We start from the raw sequence: 15,584 nt of genomic DNA, 5'->3' as shown, positions 1-15,584 counted from the left end.
TTGTGCCTATTCGTCGGTGGGAACCGCCGTGGTGGCGGCATGGCTGAAACGGCGCAAACCCGTGCGGGTGATCCTGAGCCGTGTCGAGCAGTTGGGATCAGGGCAAGCGATGTCGGTGTCCGTCGTCATCCAGTCGTTGCGATCCGTCGCACGCTGCTTGGCCGCGAGCAGCGGCAGCACCGAAGAGAGCGAGTAGATCGATATCCCCTGCCCGTCCGGCAGGTGCAGCATCTCGCCCCTGAGCTCGAAATGATCGCCGGGCTTGGCGCCGCAATAGACGGCGCCGCCCTCCGGAATGATCACGTCGACCCTGAGATCAAAGAGGTCGAAGCCGTCGTCTTTGGGCTCAGCCATCGCTGTCTCCCGACGCGGTGCCTTCAGGGTCGCCATCCAGGCGCCTACGAATGAGATCGAAGGAACGACTGATGTCGTTCGACAGCGACCGCATCGCCCCCTCGGTGTCGCGTTTTTCAAGCGCCTCGATCAGCGCCCAATGATGATTGGTAGCGGCAAGCCCGCCCTGTTCGTCGTGAATATGGGCGGCCTTGCGGATGATCGCACCCGATTGCAGCCAAAGGCTTTCAACGATTGGGATCAGCACCTGCGAGCGCGCCGCGTGATAGATATGGAAATGAAACCGCTGGTTCAGCGCCGAGGTCACATGGCCGATATCCTTGCCGTGCTCCTCGAAAGCCAGATCGCAATCGACATTGATCTGCCTCAGGAAGGCAAAATCGTTATCCGTCAATCTGGGCAGTGCCAGCGCAACCATCTGGCCCTCAATCAGGATCCGGGCGCGGGCAAGATCATCGAGACGCTCGCGCGTGATCAGCGGCACACGTACCGATCGGTTGGGAAGCGATTCCAGCGCCTGCTCGGACACCAGCCGGCCAAGCGCCTCGCGCACCGGCATTGTGCTGGTCTGCAGTCGTTCGGCCAGATCGACGATGCGCAGAACATCGCCTGCATCGAACATGCCGTTGATCAGCGAATTGCGCAATTGTGCGTAGACCCTGTCGTGCAGCGTTTCGCGCCCGACCGGCGACAACTGATCGTCCCGATCGTGGCCACCATCGGTTGACCGGCCGGCTTGGGCCCGCGCAGATGAGACTACCATCCCGCCTGCTCCAGAAGACTGCTTTTTTTTCGGTTGCTTTTCATCATACAGTAAAGTTTGATCAAACATCACCAATCAAATCAAGAGACTTCTTACTTCCATGCCGTTGCCCGTGCCAGACGCTCCATCGAAAATGGCAAAATCCGCTGAAGCGGTGATTGACGCACGCGCTCTGGTCAAGTCGTTCCAGGGCAACGTCGCCGTCTCCGGCATGTCGCTCAGGCTCGCTGGAGGGGAGATGCTCGGGCTTATCGGCCCGAATGGAGCCGGCAAGACCACGCTCTTCAATCTGATTGCCGGCAGCCTGAGGCCGACATCGGGCGAAATCTGGATCGGCGGCCGCGAGGTTTCGCAGGAAAACCCGGAACAGAGGACCGGCCGCGGCGTCGGCCGCACCTTCCAGATTCCGAAACCCTTTCCCGAGATGACCGTGCTGGAGAATGTGCTCGTCGGCGCACAGGCGCAGGACGGCGAACGGCTGTTTGCCAACTTCCTGCGCTTTGGTCATGTCAGGCGGCAGGAACGTCAGGCGGTCGACAAGGCGCGCGCGCTCTTGGAGTTCGTCACCTTGTCGGGTCTCGAAAAACAGCCGGCCAAGGTGCTGTCGGGCGGACAGCGCAAGCTGCTCGAACTCGCGCGCATCCTGATGGCCGATCCGCAGGCAATCCTGCTCGATGAACCGGCCGCCGGCGTCAACCCGGCACTCCTGGAAACGATCATCGAACGCGTGCTGGAGCTCAATGCGCAAGGCAAGTCGATCCTGCTGATCGAGCACAATATGGATATGGTATCGCGGCTGTGTTCGCGTGTCGTCGCCATGGCGCTCGGGAAGCCGCTTGCCGAGGGCACACCTGCCGCCGTCGCCTCCAACCCCGATGTCATCGAAGCCTATCTCGGAGCGGCGGCATGACCGCACCAGCACTTCAAACCCGTGCCCTCATCGCCGGGTACGAGCCTGACCTGCCGATCGTGCGCGGCGTCGATCTCTCGGTGGCGCCGGGAGAACTGCTGGTGCTGCTCGGGCCAAACGGAGCCGGCAAGTCGACCTTCGTCAAGGCGGTCGCTGGCGTGGTTCCCATCCACTCGGGAAGCGTCACACTCGGAGAGCGGGACATCACCAACGTCGCGCCCCACCGCAAGATTGGCGAAGGCCTGGCCTTCGTGCCGCAGACAGAAAACATTTTCGCGACGATGACCATTCACGAGAACCTGCAGCTTGCCGCAGCCGTCCTGCCAAAAAAGGAGCGAGCCGACAGGATAGCGGCACTCTATGGTCGCTTTCCCGATCTCGCCAGCAAGCCGTCGCGCCTCGCCGGGACGTTGTCTGGCGGACAGCGGCAGATGCTGGCGGTTGCCCGCGCGCTGATCGTCGATCCCTCCGTGCTCATCCTCGATGAACCGTCCGCCGGTCTTTCGCCGAAGATTGTCGGCGAGGTGTTCTCGATGCTGAAGAAGATCAACGCCAGCGGCGTTACCGTCATCCTCGTTGAGCAGAACGTCAAGGCGGCGCTGGCGATAGCCGGCCGCGCCGTCATTCTTGTCGAAGGCAGGATCAGGCACGAGGGCGAGGCCTCTATGCTGCTCGGCGACCCGCTGATCGCAAAGCTCTATCTCGGCACCACCAACGAGGCGCCAAAAGCATCATGAACCCGCAATTTCTGATGGATGGCCTGATTGCCGGCGCCATGATCGGCCTTGGCGCCATTGGCGTGACGCTGACCTATTCAATCCTGCGCTTTGCCAACTTTGCGCATGGCGAAATGCTGTCCTGGGGCGCCTACCTGGCCCTCGCCGTCAGCGGCGGCCTCGGGCTCGTGTCGACGTCATTGACGAAGCCAATCGGACCCTTCTCCTTCGGCTGGTCGCTGCCGATCGCAGCCGCCGTCGCGATCCTGCTGACCGGGTTGCTGGCGCTCGGAGTGGATAGAGCGCTGTTCGGGCGCCTGCGCGCGCGCGGCGGTGCAATCATCATCCTGGTGATGGCGAGTTTCGGCGCCTCACTTGCGCTGCGAAGCCTCCTCGAATTCATCTTCACGTCCAAACCCGCCTATTACACCAAAACGCTGCAGATCGCCGTGAAAATCGGCGCCGGGCTGCGGGCGACACCTGATCAGCTCTTGTCGCTCGCCCTTTCGGCGGTGGCGGTTGTCGCCGTCCACCTGCTGATGACACGGACCGATATCGGCCGCTCGATGCGCGCCGTCAGCGAAAACCCGGCCTTGGCGGGCATCGCCGGCGTCGACGTCAGGCGCGTGATCCGCGTCGTCTGGTTCGTCGGTGCCGCCCTTGCCTGCATTGCCGGCATCATGACCGGCCTCTTGGTGCAAATCCGCCCCTATCTCGGCCACGACCTGCTGCTGCCGCTCTTTGCTGCGGCGATCCTTGGCGGCATCGGCAGCGTCCCCGGCGCGATGATCGCTGGGATGATCGTCGGCCTGTCAGAGGCAGCGGCCGTGCAGATCGTCGGCGCAGAGTGGCGAGCCGCCGTCTCTTTCGTCATTCTGGTGGCGGTTCTGCTTCTTCGCCCGCGGGGCCTATTCGGGAGGGCGGCATGAGCCTTGATCTGATCTCCTACGCCGCCTTCTTCCTCACCATGGCACTGACCTATGCCATCATGTGCCTTGGGCTCAATGTGCAGTGGGGCCAGACCGGCCTCTTCAACGTCGGTGTCGCCGCTTTCGTCGCGATCGGCGCCTACGTTTCGGCACTTTTGACAACCCCGGATGCACCCGGCCGCTTCGGCGGCTTCGGCCTCCCTATCGCCATCGGCTGGCTTGGCGGCGCTCTGTTTGCGGGAATGGCCGCTTGGCTGGTCGGCGCTTTGACCATACGGTTGCGATCCGATTATCTCGCCATTGCCACCTTCGGCGTTGCGGTCACCGTGCAGCTTTGCGTTCTCAACCTGGAGCCGCTGACCGGCGGGGCTTTCGGCATCGGCTTCATTCCGCGTCCCTTCGCAGGCCTCGCCGGCAGTCCGCTAGCATTTTCGCTTTCCAATCTTGCTCTGATGGCGGCCGTGGTGCTCGGGCTCTATATTGGCCTTCAGCATCTTGCCAACAGCCCCTGGGGCCGTGTTTTACGCGCCATCCGCGAAGATGAAAGCGCAGCACAAGCGCTCGGCAAGCGACCGACCCACTTTCGCCTGCAGGCCTTTACCATCGGCGGGGCCATTATGGGGTTGGCGGGTGCCGCGCAGGGACATTTCATCGGCTTCATCGCGCCCGACAACTATCTCCCGATCCTGACCTTCCAGGTCTGGGCCATGCTGATCGTCGGTGGCTCCGGCAACAATCGCGGCGCCATCCTTGGTGCGGTGGTGGTCTGGGGTTTATGGGCGTTGTCGGCAGCCGGCGTCTCAGCCTTCGTGCCGCCCGAACAGCAGGCGCGTGCGTCGTCGCTGCAGATCGTCATGATCGGCGTCGGGCTTTGCCTCATCCTTCTCCTGCGCCCCCGCGGCATTCTCGGCGCTTCCAACGCGCTGGCCTCGCTTCGAGGCAAGCGCCACCAGATCTTTGGGAAATAACATCATGTCCACCAAGCCCCCACGCGTTGCCCTCACCAAGGACCTTTCCATCAGCCGCATCGTCTGCGGTCTCTGGCAGGTGGCCGACATCGAAAAGAACGGCACAGTGATAGACCCGGACAGCGGCGCCGACATATTGCAGGCCTATGCGCGCGACGGCTTTGACACGTTCGACATGGCAGACCACTACGGTTCGGCCGAGCTCATCGCCGGGCGACTGCTGTCGCGCTATCAGATTGGTCAGCGGCCGGCCGCCTTTACCAAATGGTGCCCGGAGCCGGGACCGATGTCGGCTGAGGTCGTGCGTCGCGGCGTCGAGGAGCGGCTGACGCGGCTTGGTGTCGCCAAGGTCGATCTCCTGCAATTTCATTGGTGGAGCTTCGAGCATCCGGCATGGCTCGATGCCCTGCACGAGATGCAGAGACTGCGCGAGGAAGGGTTGATCGGCGCGCTCGGCGTCACCAACTTCGACGCCGGACATCTGGCGCTGGCGATTGCCGATGGCATCGAGATCGCCAGCAACCAGGTTTCGTTTTCGCTGGTCGACCGCCGGGCTGCGGGTGCGCTCTCGACGCTGTGTGCCGAAAGCGGCGTCAAGCTTCTCGCCTATGGGACGCTGTGCGGCGGCTTTCTCTCTGAGAAGTGGCTGGGCAAGCCCGAGCCGGTATCGGTCGCGGACTGGAGCCGCTCGAAATATAAGCGCTTCATCGATACCGCCGGCGGATGGGGCCCCTTTCAGGGCATCCTGAGCGCTGCTTCAACCATTGCGGCCAAACATGGTGTTTCGATCTCGAACGTCGCGAGCCGCTGGGTTCTGGAACATCAGTCGGTTGCGGCCACCATCGTCGGCGCGCGCATCGGCGAGAACGAACACCGCGGCGACAACCTGAACGTCTTCTCCTTCGCGCTCGACGCCGAGGATCACGCTGCATTGAGTGCTGCATTTGCCAAGACGCAGCCTATTCCTGGCGACTGCGGAGATGAATATCGCAAGCCGCCCTTCCTTACCGCCTCTGGCGATCTCAGCCACCATCTCGATGCCATAGCCTCGGTCTACAGTGCTCAGCCCGTCCCCGGTCGTCCGGGCCGGCTGCGCGTCTCGTCCGGCAGCGTCTGGGAGCCGATCGCCGGCTATAGCCGCGCCGTGCGGATCGACAACCGTATTGTCGTCTCCGGCACTACCGCGACCCATGGTGCAGACCGCTGCGTCGCACCAGGCGATGCAGGTGCGCAAGCCACTTACATTCTCGACAAGATCGCGGCATCGATCTCTGCGCTTGGCGCCCGCATGGAAGACGTGATCCGCACGCGTATCTATCTGCGTGACGCAAACCAGTGGGAACCGGTATCCCGGGCCCACGGCCGCGCTTTTGCAACCGTTCTGCCCGCAAATACGCTTATCGAGGCCGGAGGCCTCATCGGAGACTATGAGGTTGAAATCGAGGCGGAAGCAATCTGCGACTGACGACAGCAACAGTGTCACGCTGGGCAACCCTTTGTTGGATGGTTCTGTCTATTTGCGTACCGAATCTTGCTGGGAAGCCATTTGCAGGCTAAGTCTCGCACGCTGAGACCTCGTCGAACGTCGTCGCGGCGCAACCGCCAGAATGGCGGAAATCTGTGGGTCGCGGCTGCCCCGCAATAGAAGAGCCGGCCGAGGGCCGACCACAGGCCCTCCGCCGGCGATTGTCTTAACTCACTGGGATCCACTTCGATAGGCAAGTCATCACCAGAGCCGAACGAACGCCTATCAACCTGCTGCTGCTCCGCCTTCATGAACAGCGCCTGACCTTAAACGTTCGATTTCGGACGCCACAACGGGCCGTGAAAGGAAAAATCCCTGGAGTTCGTCACACCCGGCGTCGATGAGCCAAGCCTGCTGTTCAGGGGTCTCGATGCCCTCGGCCGTTGCTCTCATTCCACCAGCATGAGCTAGCTCAATCATGGCCTGGACAATCCCAGCATTGCTGCCCGGCTTGCCGTATTCGCCCACGAAGCAGCGATCTATCTTGATCCGATCGACATCCAGCTTTTGAAGGCGTCCGAACGACGAGAAGCCCGTGCCAAAATCATCGAGCGCGATCTGGACACCAATCTCGCGAAGAGCCCGAATGTTTCGGCGACACGCCTCTTCATCCTCCAGGACAGCGCTCGGTGATTTCGATTTCGAGTTGGCGCGGGTCGAAATCGAACTTGCCCAGCAAGCCGATCACCCTCAGAGCGTAGGTTTCTGATCGAAGCTCTTTTGGGGAGGCATTGACGGCCACGATCAGCTCTGGCCATTTTTCTGCATCGGTCAGCGCGGTGCTCATAACAATCTCGCCTAACCTGTCAATCAGACCCGCTTCTTCCGCAATGGAAATGAATGTATCGGGTTGAACAAGACCTTTGGTAGGATGATGCCACCTTGTTAGAGCTTCCACGCCGATCAATCGGGCGTCAGAAGCGTAAATTGGCTGATAGTGAACGGCGATCTCATCACCGGTCTCCAATGCAGTTCTAAGATCGCGCTCAAGGTCTCGACGTGTCCGGATCAGGTCGTCCATGTGTTGCCCGAAAATCGCAAACTGGTTTCTGCCTGCTTCCTTGGCGTGATAAAGCGCGATATCAGCCCGACGGATAAGGTCCTGAGCATCTGAGCCGCTTGATGACACAGCAATACCGATACTTGCACCAATAAGGATTGGTTGCCCATCGATCTCGAATGGGCTGCGTATTGCAGCGACGATGTCCTCGGCCAACTTCTCGACGAGGTTCATCTGTGGGTCCGGGATTATAATGGTAAATTCGTCACCACCGATACGGGCCACCAGGACACCAGTGCCAACAGCAGAACGCAATCTGCTGCCTACCTCGGCGATTAATTTGTCGCCGACGGGATGACCGAGCGTATCGTTGACATTCTTGAAGCGGTCGAGATCAACAAAAAGGACCGCCGCTTGAGACTTTACCAATGTTTCTTCCACGGCGGCATTGAAGGCAGCTCGGTTCGGCAAGCCACTCAGGACGTCGTGATGAGCCAGATGCTGCAGCCGGCTTTGGCTTTCGCGCAGCCGACTGGACCTTCCTTGAAGAAGCAAAACAAATGCCGACATGACAGCAAGCACAAGAAGCCCGCCTACGGCAAGGACGGGCTCTGTTGCCCGCAGCACTTCAGTGCCAGGCCGGAAAGGCACCCAGCTAAAGTAGCCCAAGACCTGGCCCGATCGTGAGGTCAGAGGAAATACACTTCGCCCCGCCCGCCCGTCTTTCCTCCATTCAAAGCGGAGATCGTTGAAAAGATATTCCGACGCCAACGTATCGGCGAAATCCCCGTCAAGATAGCGCAAGGCGATATGGACAAACTGATGTTGTTCATCGACAGCAATCTCCCCGCTGTCCGAGACTATAGGCTTGACGCTCAATATCGCAGGCCGGTTGCTGATCTTGACAATGTCGCTTTCGCCGATGCTCAGACTTCTGTCGGACGTTCCGGCTGAATCCCCGTCCGCCAGCCGCTTTCGCAGCTTCTTCACCAGTTTAAGCGCATCGGCGGCGACGAAGGCGAAAGCAACTTGGTCGTTCGTCTCCGTTGCCGAGTACCCATACGCCAGCTGGTCTGTCGGACCCAACACGAATGCGGCGTCGTGACCGAAGTAGCTGTTCATCCACCGCCCGAGGTTGGCAGCCATCCACTCTCGATCACCCTCAGCAACATGCGTGACAGCGTCGTCCCAGACGGTCGCACTCTCTTGGTCATGCGCGATCGAGTCCTGCATCTTACCGACGACAAGGGCAAGCAAGCTGTCTTGCCGCTCAACGGTTGACCGATCCGACTGCACCACAGCGTACATCATGGTCCCGTAAACGGTGCCGATAATGATCGCCGCAAACAGGGTCGCGAAGATGATCTTGAACGGAAGAGAAGGCTTCAGGTGGGGCATTTAATGATCCAGCACGATGGGTACGACCCAGATTGATAGCCTGCGCGGGTTAAAACATGAAAAAAGCCGCATGTATGATACCGTACTCAAAACAATTGCTCTCCTGCCGACTTTCGAACTCGAATTGATCGACGTATCGCCCATAAGCTCCTCGCGGATGGCTGTTCGGTGGGGGCGGACCATTCTTAGCGGGGGTCGCTTATCCCTTGGAGTGCTGGGTGTCCAACCAAGCTGGCTTTCCCATTCTCGTGATGGGGTGCTTGTGATCCTGATGCTCGTTGCCCCGTACGATACCCACCGTGCGGCGACGAGGTCATGAATCTGATCAATAAGCTGACTGTTTGCTGTCCAACCAAGCAATGAGGATGATCACGCCTGACTGCGCTCGCCGTGTCGGACGGAACTGAGGGGCTCCACAATTCGGCCTTGCCTAAGCTCGTTGCCGCTACATACTTGATTGGTTGAAAACAAGGAGCGTACTATGTTTCGCGCGTTTACGGTCGCAGCTGTATCTATAGCTCTTTCCGGTGCGGCAACGGGCGCCGATCCAATAGTGGGCAGCTGGAAAACGCAGAATGGCGAACTCTCCGTCATCGATCGTTGCGGCTCCCAATACTGCATCGTCGCCAAATCGGGCAAGTATGCCGGTCAAAAGCTGGGGTCGTTTCAGCCCGATGGCGATTTGTACAAGGGTCGACTTACTGACCCGCGAAACAACGCGACCTACAGCGGCAAACTCGCAGTCTCGGGCGATAGGTTGAAACTCCAAGGCTGTGCAACGAGCGTCCTCTGCAAGACTGAGACTTGGACGCGCGCTTCCCAATAGTGCCCCGAGCGTAAGTGCTCCTCCGCGCTCCGTCCTGCTTCTCTTCGCGTGAAGGCCTGCATTCGATCGTCTCTGACATCTGATTTTGAAATGATGGGGCCGCCACGAAACTAATTCTTCCTTAGAATCGTTGTAAATCTAGGCTCGACCCGTGGTGGAGAGGGCTTTCGCTGTCAACTTTTGAAAGCCTTCATGTTTGAAACCGCTAAGCTGATATCCATCGGAACAGCTGTTCCTCCTCATGTCATCGACCAGCACGACGCCGCTGTCGCCTCACACAGCGCTTTTGCCGCACGCTTCGGCGACTTCGATCGGCTTTCGAAAGTGTTCGAGAGCGCCTGTATCAAACGCCGCTACGGAGTTCGGCCGATAGATTGGTATCTGAAAACGTCCGGTTGGCAGGACAGAAACGCGGCCTACATCGAGGGTGCCAGCGAGCTCTTCTTTGACGCGGCCGGCAAGGCCTTAGAGGCCGCGAACCTGGCCGCATCGCAGGTCGATTTTGTCGTAACAGTCTCATCGACCGGTATTGCCACACCCAGTCTCGATGCTCGCGTCAGCACCAGGCTCGGTTTTCGTGATGATATCGTGAGGGTGCCGGTATTTGGGCTGGGCTGTGCGGGCGGAGTGTCCGGCCTAGCTATCGCGTCGCAGCTGGCGTCTTCAAAGCCGGGCTGCGTCGTCCTGATGGTGGCCGTAGAGACCTGCACACTCGCTTTTCGGATGGACAAGTTGACCAAGGCCAATATCGTGGCGACCGCACTCTTCGGCGATGGCGCCGCAGCCTGCGTCATCAGCGCCGCCCGTGACGGTATCGCCGAGGTCGAAATGAGTGGGCAGCATAGCTGGCCCGACACGCTCGACATCATGGGATGGAGCGTCGACGCCGAAGGCTTAGGTGTCATCTTCGACAGAGCTATCCCGCCCTTTGCCGAGGCTAATATTCGACCGGCGATCAGCGCTATTCTAGCTCGATCAGGTCTATCGCTGTCGGACATCGATCGGTTCGCGTGCCATCCCGGCGGCGCCAAGGTCATCGACGCTCTCGAATCCGCCCTTGCACTGGGTCAGGGGACACTCAATCACGAACGAGAAGTATTGTCTGACTACGGCAACATGTCCGCACCGACGGCCATATTTGTCCTCGAACGCTTGATTGGCGCGGGACTTCCCGCTCGCACTGTACTGACAGCTATGGGACCCGGTTTTACGGCAAGCTGCGTATCTTTGAAGGCGGCCGCATGATCCTTTCCATCCTTCTGCTAGCGGCGGTCACGTTGGAGCGGCTTGGTGAACTATGGCTGGCAAGGCGCAATACGAAGCGGCTGTTGGCGAAGGGCGCCAGCGAGGTCGCAGGCGAGCATTACCCACTGATCGTACTGCTGCATGGACTCTGGCTTGTCGGATTGTGGATGCTCGCGTGGGATGAGCAAGTGTCCCTTGCTTGGTTGAGCGTCTTCGCTTTTCTGCAAATCCTTCGGTTCTGGACACTTGCGACGCTTGGCTGGCGGTGGACGACGCGCATCATCGTCGTCCCCGGAGAACCGCTCGTATCCGCGGGCCCATATCGCTTCCTGCGACACCCCAACTATGTCGTCGTGATCGGGGAAATCGCGGTCCTGCCTTTATGTTTCGGCATGCCACTTTACGCATTGGTATTTTCGGTCGCCAATGTCATCGTTCTGAATATCCGTATCAAGGCGGAAAATGCCGCCCTCAGAGGGTTGCCGCGTGCCGATACAATCTGACGCCGATCCCATCAAAGCTCGCCCGCGCCTGGTCTGGGCAGGTTTTATCGCCATGTGCGTGGGCATGTTCATGGCTATCCTGGACGTGCAGGTCGTGGCGACCTCTTTGCCGTCCATCCAGTCTGCGCTCGATATTGATCCGGATCAGATGAGCTGGATCCAGACGGCCTATCTCATTGCGGAGGTCATCGCGATCCCTTTGACCGGCTTTCTGACACGGGTTCTGACCATGCGCTGGTTGTTTGTGGTCTCGCTGGCGGTTTTCGTGATCGCCTCGGCAGGATGTGCGGCGAGCATCAGCTTTGGCCAACTCGTCGGGTGGCGGGTCCTCCAGGGCTTTGCAGGCGGCACGCTGATCCCGTCCGTGTTCTCCGCGGTGTTCCTGCTCTTCCCGGACAATCGGCAGGCGCTGGCGACGACAATCGCTGGCGTGCTGGCGGTGCTTGCACCAACGGTCGGGCCGATCGTCGGGGGCTGGCTGACTGAAAGCTATTCCTGGCACTGGCTTTTCCTCATCAACGTCATCCCCGGCATCCTCGCTGCCGGTGTGGCTGCCAGATCGCTTCCCCGCGAGCGCACCTCCGTTGCGCCAATAAAAGGGTTTGACGCTCCGGGACTGGCTTCCATGGCTACAGCGCTGATCTGTCTGGAAATCGGATTAAAGGAAGCGCCTACCAGTGGATGGCTCTCATTAACCAGCGGCGGGCTGTTTGTTGTCGCTTCGATTTCTGCCGCGTTTTTTATCTGGCGGTCGCTCCGCATTGCCTCTCCCTTGGTAGAGCTACGGAATTTTGAGGATCGAAACTTTTTAATCGGTTCGGCGCTGAGCTTCGTGCTCGGCATCGGACTTTTTGGGTCCGTGTATCTGATGCCTGTCTTTCTTGCCTTTGTCAGGGGACACAATTCTCTGGAGATCGGTATGACGATGCTGGTAACCGGTATTGCGCAGCTTTTCACCGCCCCAATCGCAGTCGCCCTGGAAAAACGAATGGATCCGAGGCTGCTTTCCGCTGCAGGCTTCACCCTCTTTGCCGTCGGAATAGGTGCGAGCGCATTTCAAAATCCGACATCGGACTTCGATGCGATGTTCTGGCCTCAGGTGGTGAGAGGAGTCTCCATCATGTTCTGCCTTTTACCCCCCACCAGGCTAGCACTCGGCAACCTTTCAGCGGACCACGTCCCAGACGCCAGCGGACTATTCAACCTCATGCGCAACCTTGGCGGCGCGATCGGTATCGCGCTGATAGACACCGTAATTTACACCCGATCGGAACTGCTCGGTCAGAAGATCTGGAACGGTCTGGAGAAAGGAAATCTCTCAGTTGCGCAATTCGTCGGCGTACCGACCGCCATGATAGCGGGCCATAACGGGTCCTTTGACGAACAGGCGACATCAACGCTCGATCCGCTCGTTCAAACCGCCGCGACGGTCGAAGCGCTCAACGAAGCTTGGGCAATGATTGCCCTGATTACTGTCGTAGCTATTTTGATTATACCCTTCGCGAGAAGCGTTGCATCACATCCTGATGCAAGCTCGAACCACCTTGAGAGGGTTTGATCATGGTGGTCAGAGCCAGATTGGGAGCATTACTCCGAGGTCGCCGGCTCATCCACCTCGGTTCGCGGCTTGTGAGGTGGCATTTCGTTTTGAACAGAATGACGGCTGAGCAGTCCTGAACTCGGCAATCGGGTCGTTCATTTCGCCGGAATGGCTGATGAAGGCCGCTTCGGCCTTTTCCTCTCTAGCCGGGCCTCCGCAGGCGCCGGCTCCTTATATGTTCCCTGGTGGTATAGCTCATCCTGAAGATGATCAATGGAAGCCCCCGCCCTCTCCTGTAAGACACGGGCAGCAAAGCGCTGCGGGGGGAAGAACCCGGCCTCTCAGTCCCTGTCCAGCAACCGCGCGATCGGTAGCCAACTCGAGCAAGTCTGAAGCCAGCACACCATGGCTCGCAAGACCGCGTGTCAGTGCATCAGGCACAGCCGCATGCTCGACTGCCGAAGGCGCGATCGTATAGAATGTAAGAATATGGTCGGCACCGCATCGTCGGTAGCACAGAAGGTTTTTGAGGCATTCTGTCCGTGGCTCTGTCGGGCAAAACGGAGCAGAAACTCGTTCATCTGACGGTCGCCGCAATCGAAGACTGCCCGACCCTGTGACTTAGCGATCGGTTCCCATGCCATGCAGGTAAAGTCATCGGTTGCCAGGCAAACCGGCAATCGCCGCGCGCAGCTTGGCGTTAGGTTTAGGCGGATTTTCCAGAAGCTCAAGGATGCAAACATGATCGCGCTTCGACACTTTTATCGTCTCGGCTTCCTCGATCACAGCCTCTGCTTCTCGCAGGGCGGATTGCGTCACGAAATCCCTCAGATCGGTATTACGAAGCGCCGCAGCACGCAAGAGTTTAGCCTTGGCCGTGGCAGCCACCCTCAAACTCATACGCTCACTGTTCTCGTTTGCTATGCTAGGCACGTCAGCCTCCATCTTTCGACGGAATATAGGCGAAAATCTTCTCGTCGCCAATGCTGTGCGCCTTCAAGGCGTACAGGTCACCCAGGCGCATTTCTATATCTTCTTGGCTTACCTCAGGGCGTGAAGTCTGCAGATAGTCCAAGCGTTGGATTCGACCAAGCAAGGTCGAACGGCATTCGCTGGGCAAGAACAGGACCCCCAATCAAGGAATACTTGCTGAGTTGCGTAGAACCTGCCCAGCTCCTTGCATTTTTGCACTTGATCTTCGAATAGGCCAAGGGCCTTAGACGCTGTCGGCACCCAAAAATCGACTGGCATGGTCGCGCGCAGGCGTGATACCTAGCGCCTTCTTGAACACGACGATGAAGGCCGTCGTCGATTCATACCCCAGGTCGCCTGCCACCCGATGAACCGTCGCACGCCGGAGCCCGATGACGAGATGGAGGTGGCGTCGTCAACGGCTGAAGCTCGACATAAGCCCCCTCTGGCCTCGGGCCATTATTGTGCCTGATGAACGAGAGCAGGTCGGGGTTGAGAACATCCGCATGCGTGGTTAGCATGCCGTGGGGGTAGCCTGGATAGGTTTTTAGCGAGCCGTTCTTGAGCAGGTTGACGGCGCGCGGCACTGAACTCGCGAACGGGACGACCTCATCAGCCTCGCCATGCATCACCAGCACCGGCACGGTGATCTTTTTAAGATCCTCGGAATAGTCTTCGAGCCAGGAGTCGACTGTCGCGTAATGGGCAAGAGCGCCGCCAGCCATGCTCTGGCGCCACCAGTTCGCAATGACGGCTTCCGAGGGTTTGGTACCATCGAGTTTATAGCCGTAGAACGGATTCTCAGCGACGAAACGGTAGAATTGCGACCGGTTGCCCAATACGCCTGCCCGGATCGCTTCGAACCATTCCGGCGCCTGGCCCGTCGGGTTTTCCTCGCTCCGGTACATGTTTGGCGTCAATGATGCGACCAGTACCGCTTTGGCGACACGTTCCTGGTGACGAGCCACATAACGAGCATCTGCATTGAACGGGCGTGTTGTGATCGTAAACAAGAATGAAGCACAACGACGCCGTTACCGGGAACTTGCTCCGCGCCTGCGAGTTCCGTTCCATAAGGAGTAAGAGCATGACCAACAATTCAATCCCAAGCTCTGCAAAGCTTCCGCCGAAGTCTTTGAGCGAAGACACCCAGGACAACGAGCTGCCGGAGACAAACGCCGACGACCGCCGCGCGCCGCCGGTAAATATGGGCAGCAGCCGCGAGGCCGGTGACGGCGTGACGGACGCCGATCCCACCACAGGCCGTGCTGATGCGAAGGACCGCATCCCTGCCCCGCAGACCGCCAACCGGGAATAGTCTCGTGTAGTTGCGTAAGCGTTACACGAACACCAACGACGGCAGGCGGACCATCATATCTACCCGAGGCCGTCCTTAGGGAAATGACGTTCGTCCACCGGCATGGGGAGACGTATCCTCTGACGGATTCCGTTCCGCGATGTACGAATAGGAGAAAGAGATGTCTAAGATCGATCCCAACGGCGCCCCGAAGGATGCGGCGATCAAACGAAGCAGCGCAGGCCGTCCTGATGATTCCGACCAGCCTATCGGAGTTACAGAGGGGGAGGCGTTCCGAATAAGGGCTAAGCTTGACCGCTCGGACGACGAAGAATGCAAGGATGACGTCCGCGAAACTGCGGCGCAGCTTGCCCCACCTAAACACGGCACCGCATGATGCCGGGGACGTTTTCTGCATTGAGCATATTCGCCTACGATCTCGATGACCGAGGCGAGCCCATACAAGCATGGGAGACCGTCGTCAGCGGCACAGAAGAAGAGGCCATTGCCGAGGCAAAAGAAGCTGCGAGCCGCCACGCTGGAGTGTTAGTCGTGCGGCGAGACGGCCGTCCCGCAGTCGGAGAAGAGGGCGACCCCGTGGTCGTCTTCCGGGCTGGGAGAACTGGCGACTTCGACTA

The 15,584-nt window shown here is 59.4% G+C and carries 15 protein-coding genes and 2 pseudogenes; 11 read left to right on the top strand and 6 right to left on the bottom strand.

Annotated elements, in window-relative coordinates; translation table 11 throughout:
• Positions 1–6: 6 nt before the first annotated feature.
• Entirely contained in the window at positions 7–354 is a 348-nt protein-coding gene (locus tag ABIE40_RS30025; RefSeq protein WP_199629777.1) for a TIGR04076 family protein, read from the bottom strand.
• On the bottom strand, positions 347–1,117 hold the full coding sequence (locus tag ABIE40_RS30020) for a GntR family transcriptional regulator (protein ID WP_502944844.1): 771 nt from the start codon (positions 1,115–1,117) through the stop codon (positions 347–349). Before ABIE40_RS30020 ends, ABIE40_RS30025 begins: the two co-directional genes overlap by 8 nt.
• 133 nt (positions 1,118–1,250) lie before the next feature.
• On the opposite strand from ABIE40_RS30020, the gene ABIE40_RS30015 reads away from it, so the two are divergent.
• Genes ABIE40_RS30015 through ABIE40_RS29995 form a run of 5 tightly spaced genes read left to right on the top strand, consistent with a single transcriptional unit; the run spans position 1,251 to position 6,105 of the window.
• Positions 1,251–2,027, top strand: a complete 777-nt coding sequence (locus ABIE40_RS30015) for an ABC transporter ATP-binding protein (protein ID WP_354541243.1) — start codon at positions 1,251–1,253, stop codon at positions 2,025–2,027.
• Positions 2,024–2,764 (top strand): ABC transporter ATP-binding protein, encoded by a 741-nt coding sequence (locus ABIE40_RS30010; RefSeq protein WP_148195235.1) that lies wholly within the window; start codon positions 2,024–2,026, stop codon positions 2,762–2,764. Before ABIE40_RS30015 ends, ABIE40_RS30010 begins: the two co-directional genes overlap by 4 nt.
• On the top strand, positions 2,761–3,672 hold the full coding sequence (locus ABIE40_RS30005; RefSeq protein ID WP_199629779.1) for a branched-chain amino acid ABC transporter permease: 912 nt from the start codon (positions 2,761–2,763) through the stop codon (positions 3,670–3,672). Before ABIE40_RS30010 ends, ABIE40_RS30005 begins: the two co-directional genes overlap by 4 nt.
• The gene (locus ABIE40_RS30000) at positions 3,669–4,640 is read left to right on the top strand and encodes a branched-chain amino acid ABC transporter permease (RefSeq protein WP_199629780.1); all 972 of its coding nucleotides are present in this window, start codon (positions 3,669–3,671) and stop codon (positions 4,638–4,640) included. Before ABIE40_RS30005 ends, ABIE40_RS30000 begins: the two co-directional genes overlap by 4 nt.
• A 4-nt stretch (positions 4,641–4,644) precedes the next feature.
• Positions 4,645–6,105, top strand: coding sequence for an aldo/keto reductase (locus ABIE40_RS29995; protein WP_199629781.1), 1,461 nt, complete (start codon positions 4,645–4,647; stop codon positions 6,103–6,105).
• Positions 6,106–6,390: 285 nt separating this feature from the next.
• On the opposite strand, the pseudogene ABIE40_RS29990 reads toward ABIE40_RS29995, so the two are convergent.
• Positions 6,391–8,398 (bottom strand): annotated as a pseudogene (locus ABIE40_RS29990) (putative bifunctional diguanylate cyclase/phosphodiesterase).
• Positions 8,399–9,044: 646 nt separating this feature from the next.
• Between ABIE40_RS29990 and ABIE40_RS29985 the strand changes: the two are divergent.
• The 4 genes from ABIE40_RS29985 (at position 9,045) to ABIE40_RS29970 (ending at position 12,695) form a co-directional block, all read left to right on the top strand.
• Positions 9,045–9,389, top strand: a complete 345-nt coding sequence (locus tag ABIE40_RS29985; RefSeq protein ID WP_199629783.1) for a DUF2147 domain-containing protein — start codon at positions 9,045–9,047, stop codon at positions 9,387–9,389.
• 192 nt (positions 9,390–9,581) lie between these two features.
• Positions 9,582–10,634 (top strand): type III polyketide synthase, encoded by a 1,053-nt coding sequence (locus ABIE40_RS29980; protein ID WP_199629784.1) that lies wholly within the window; start codon positions 9,582–9,584, stop codon positions 10,632–10,634.
• Positions 10,631–11,137, top strand: a complete 507-nt coding sequence (locus ABIE40_RS29975; RefSeq protein ID WP_199629785.1) for an isoprenylcysteine carboxyl methyltransferase family protein — start codon at positions 10,631–10,633, stop codon at positions 11,135–11,137. The genes ABIE40_RS29980 and ABIE40_RS29975 overlap by 4 nt, the downstream gene beginning before the upstream one ends.
• Entirely contained in the window at positions 11,097–12,695 is a 1,599-nt protein-coding gene (locus ABIE40_RS29970; protein WP_199629786.1) for a DHA2 family efflux MFS transporter permease subunit, read from the top strand. Before ABIE40_RS29975 ends, ABIE40_RS29970 begins: the two co-directional genes overlap by 41 nt.
• A gap of 636 nt (positions 12,696–13,331) precedes the next feature.
• Here ABIE40_RS29970 and ABIE40_RS29965 read toward each other — a convergent pair.
• The 3 genes and pseudogenes from ABIE40_RS29965 to ABIE40_RS29955 all read right to left on the bottom strand — a co-directional run bounded on the left by ABIE40_RS29965 (position 13,332) and on the right by ABIE40_RS29955 (position 14,557).
• A complete protein-coding gene (locus ABIE40_RS29965; protein WP_199629807.1) occupies positions 13,332–13,622 on the bottom strand; it encodes a type II toxin-antitoxin system TacA family antitoxin in 291 nt (96 codons plus the stop codon).
• 271 nt (positions 13,623–13,893) lie between these two features.
• Positions 13,894–14,064 (bottom strand): annotated as a pseudogene (locus ABIE40_RS29960) (AraC family transcriptional regulator); the annotation flags it as partial.
• A complete protein-coding gene (locus tag ABIE40_RS29955; RefSeq protein ID WP_502944843.1) occupies positions 13,991–14,557 on the bottom strand; it encodes an alpha/beta fold hydrolase in 567 nt (188 codons plus the stop codon). The pseudogene ABIE40_RS29960 and the gene ABIE40_RS29955, both read right to left, overlap by 74 nt.
• Before the next feature lie 179 nt (positions 14,558–14,736).
• Here ABIE40_RS29955 and ABIE40_RS29950 point away from each other — a divergent pair, with 179 nt between their 5' ends.
• Both ABIE40_RS29950 and ABIE40_RS29945 read left to right on the top strand, forming a co-directional pair.
• Positions 14,737–14,967 (top strand): hypothetical protein, encoded by a 231-nt coding sequence (locus ABIE40_RS29950; protein WP_112720112.1) that lies wholly within the window; start codon positions 14,737–14,739, stop codon positions 14,965–14,967.
• 160 nt (positions 14,968–15,127) lie between these two features.
• Positions 15,128–15,343 carry a hypothetical protein gene (locus ABIE40_RS29945; RefSeq protein WP_199629787.1) on the top strand — a complete coding sequence of 72 codons (216 nt, stop codon included), beginning with the start codon at positions 15,128–15,130 and terminating at the stop codon, positions 15,341–15,343.
• Positions 15,344–15,584 lie beyond the last annotated feature (241 nt).

The organism is Rhizobium sp. OAE497 (assembly GCF_040546565.1).
GTDB lineage: Bacteria > Pseudomonadota > Alphaproteobacteria > Rhizobiales > Rhizobiaceae > Rhizobium.
Note: the sequence above shows the minus strand (reverse complement) of the source record. Positions and strands in the feature narration are given on the sequence as shown.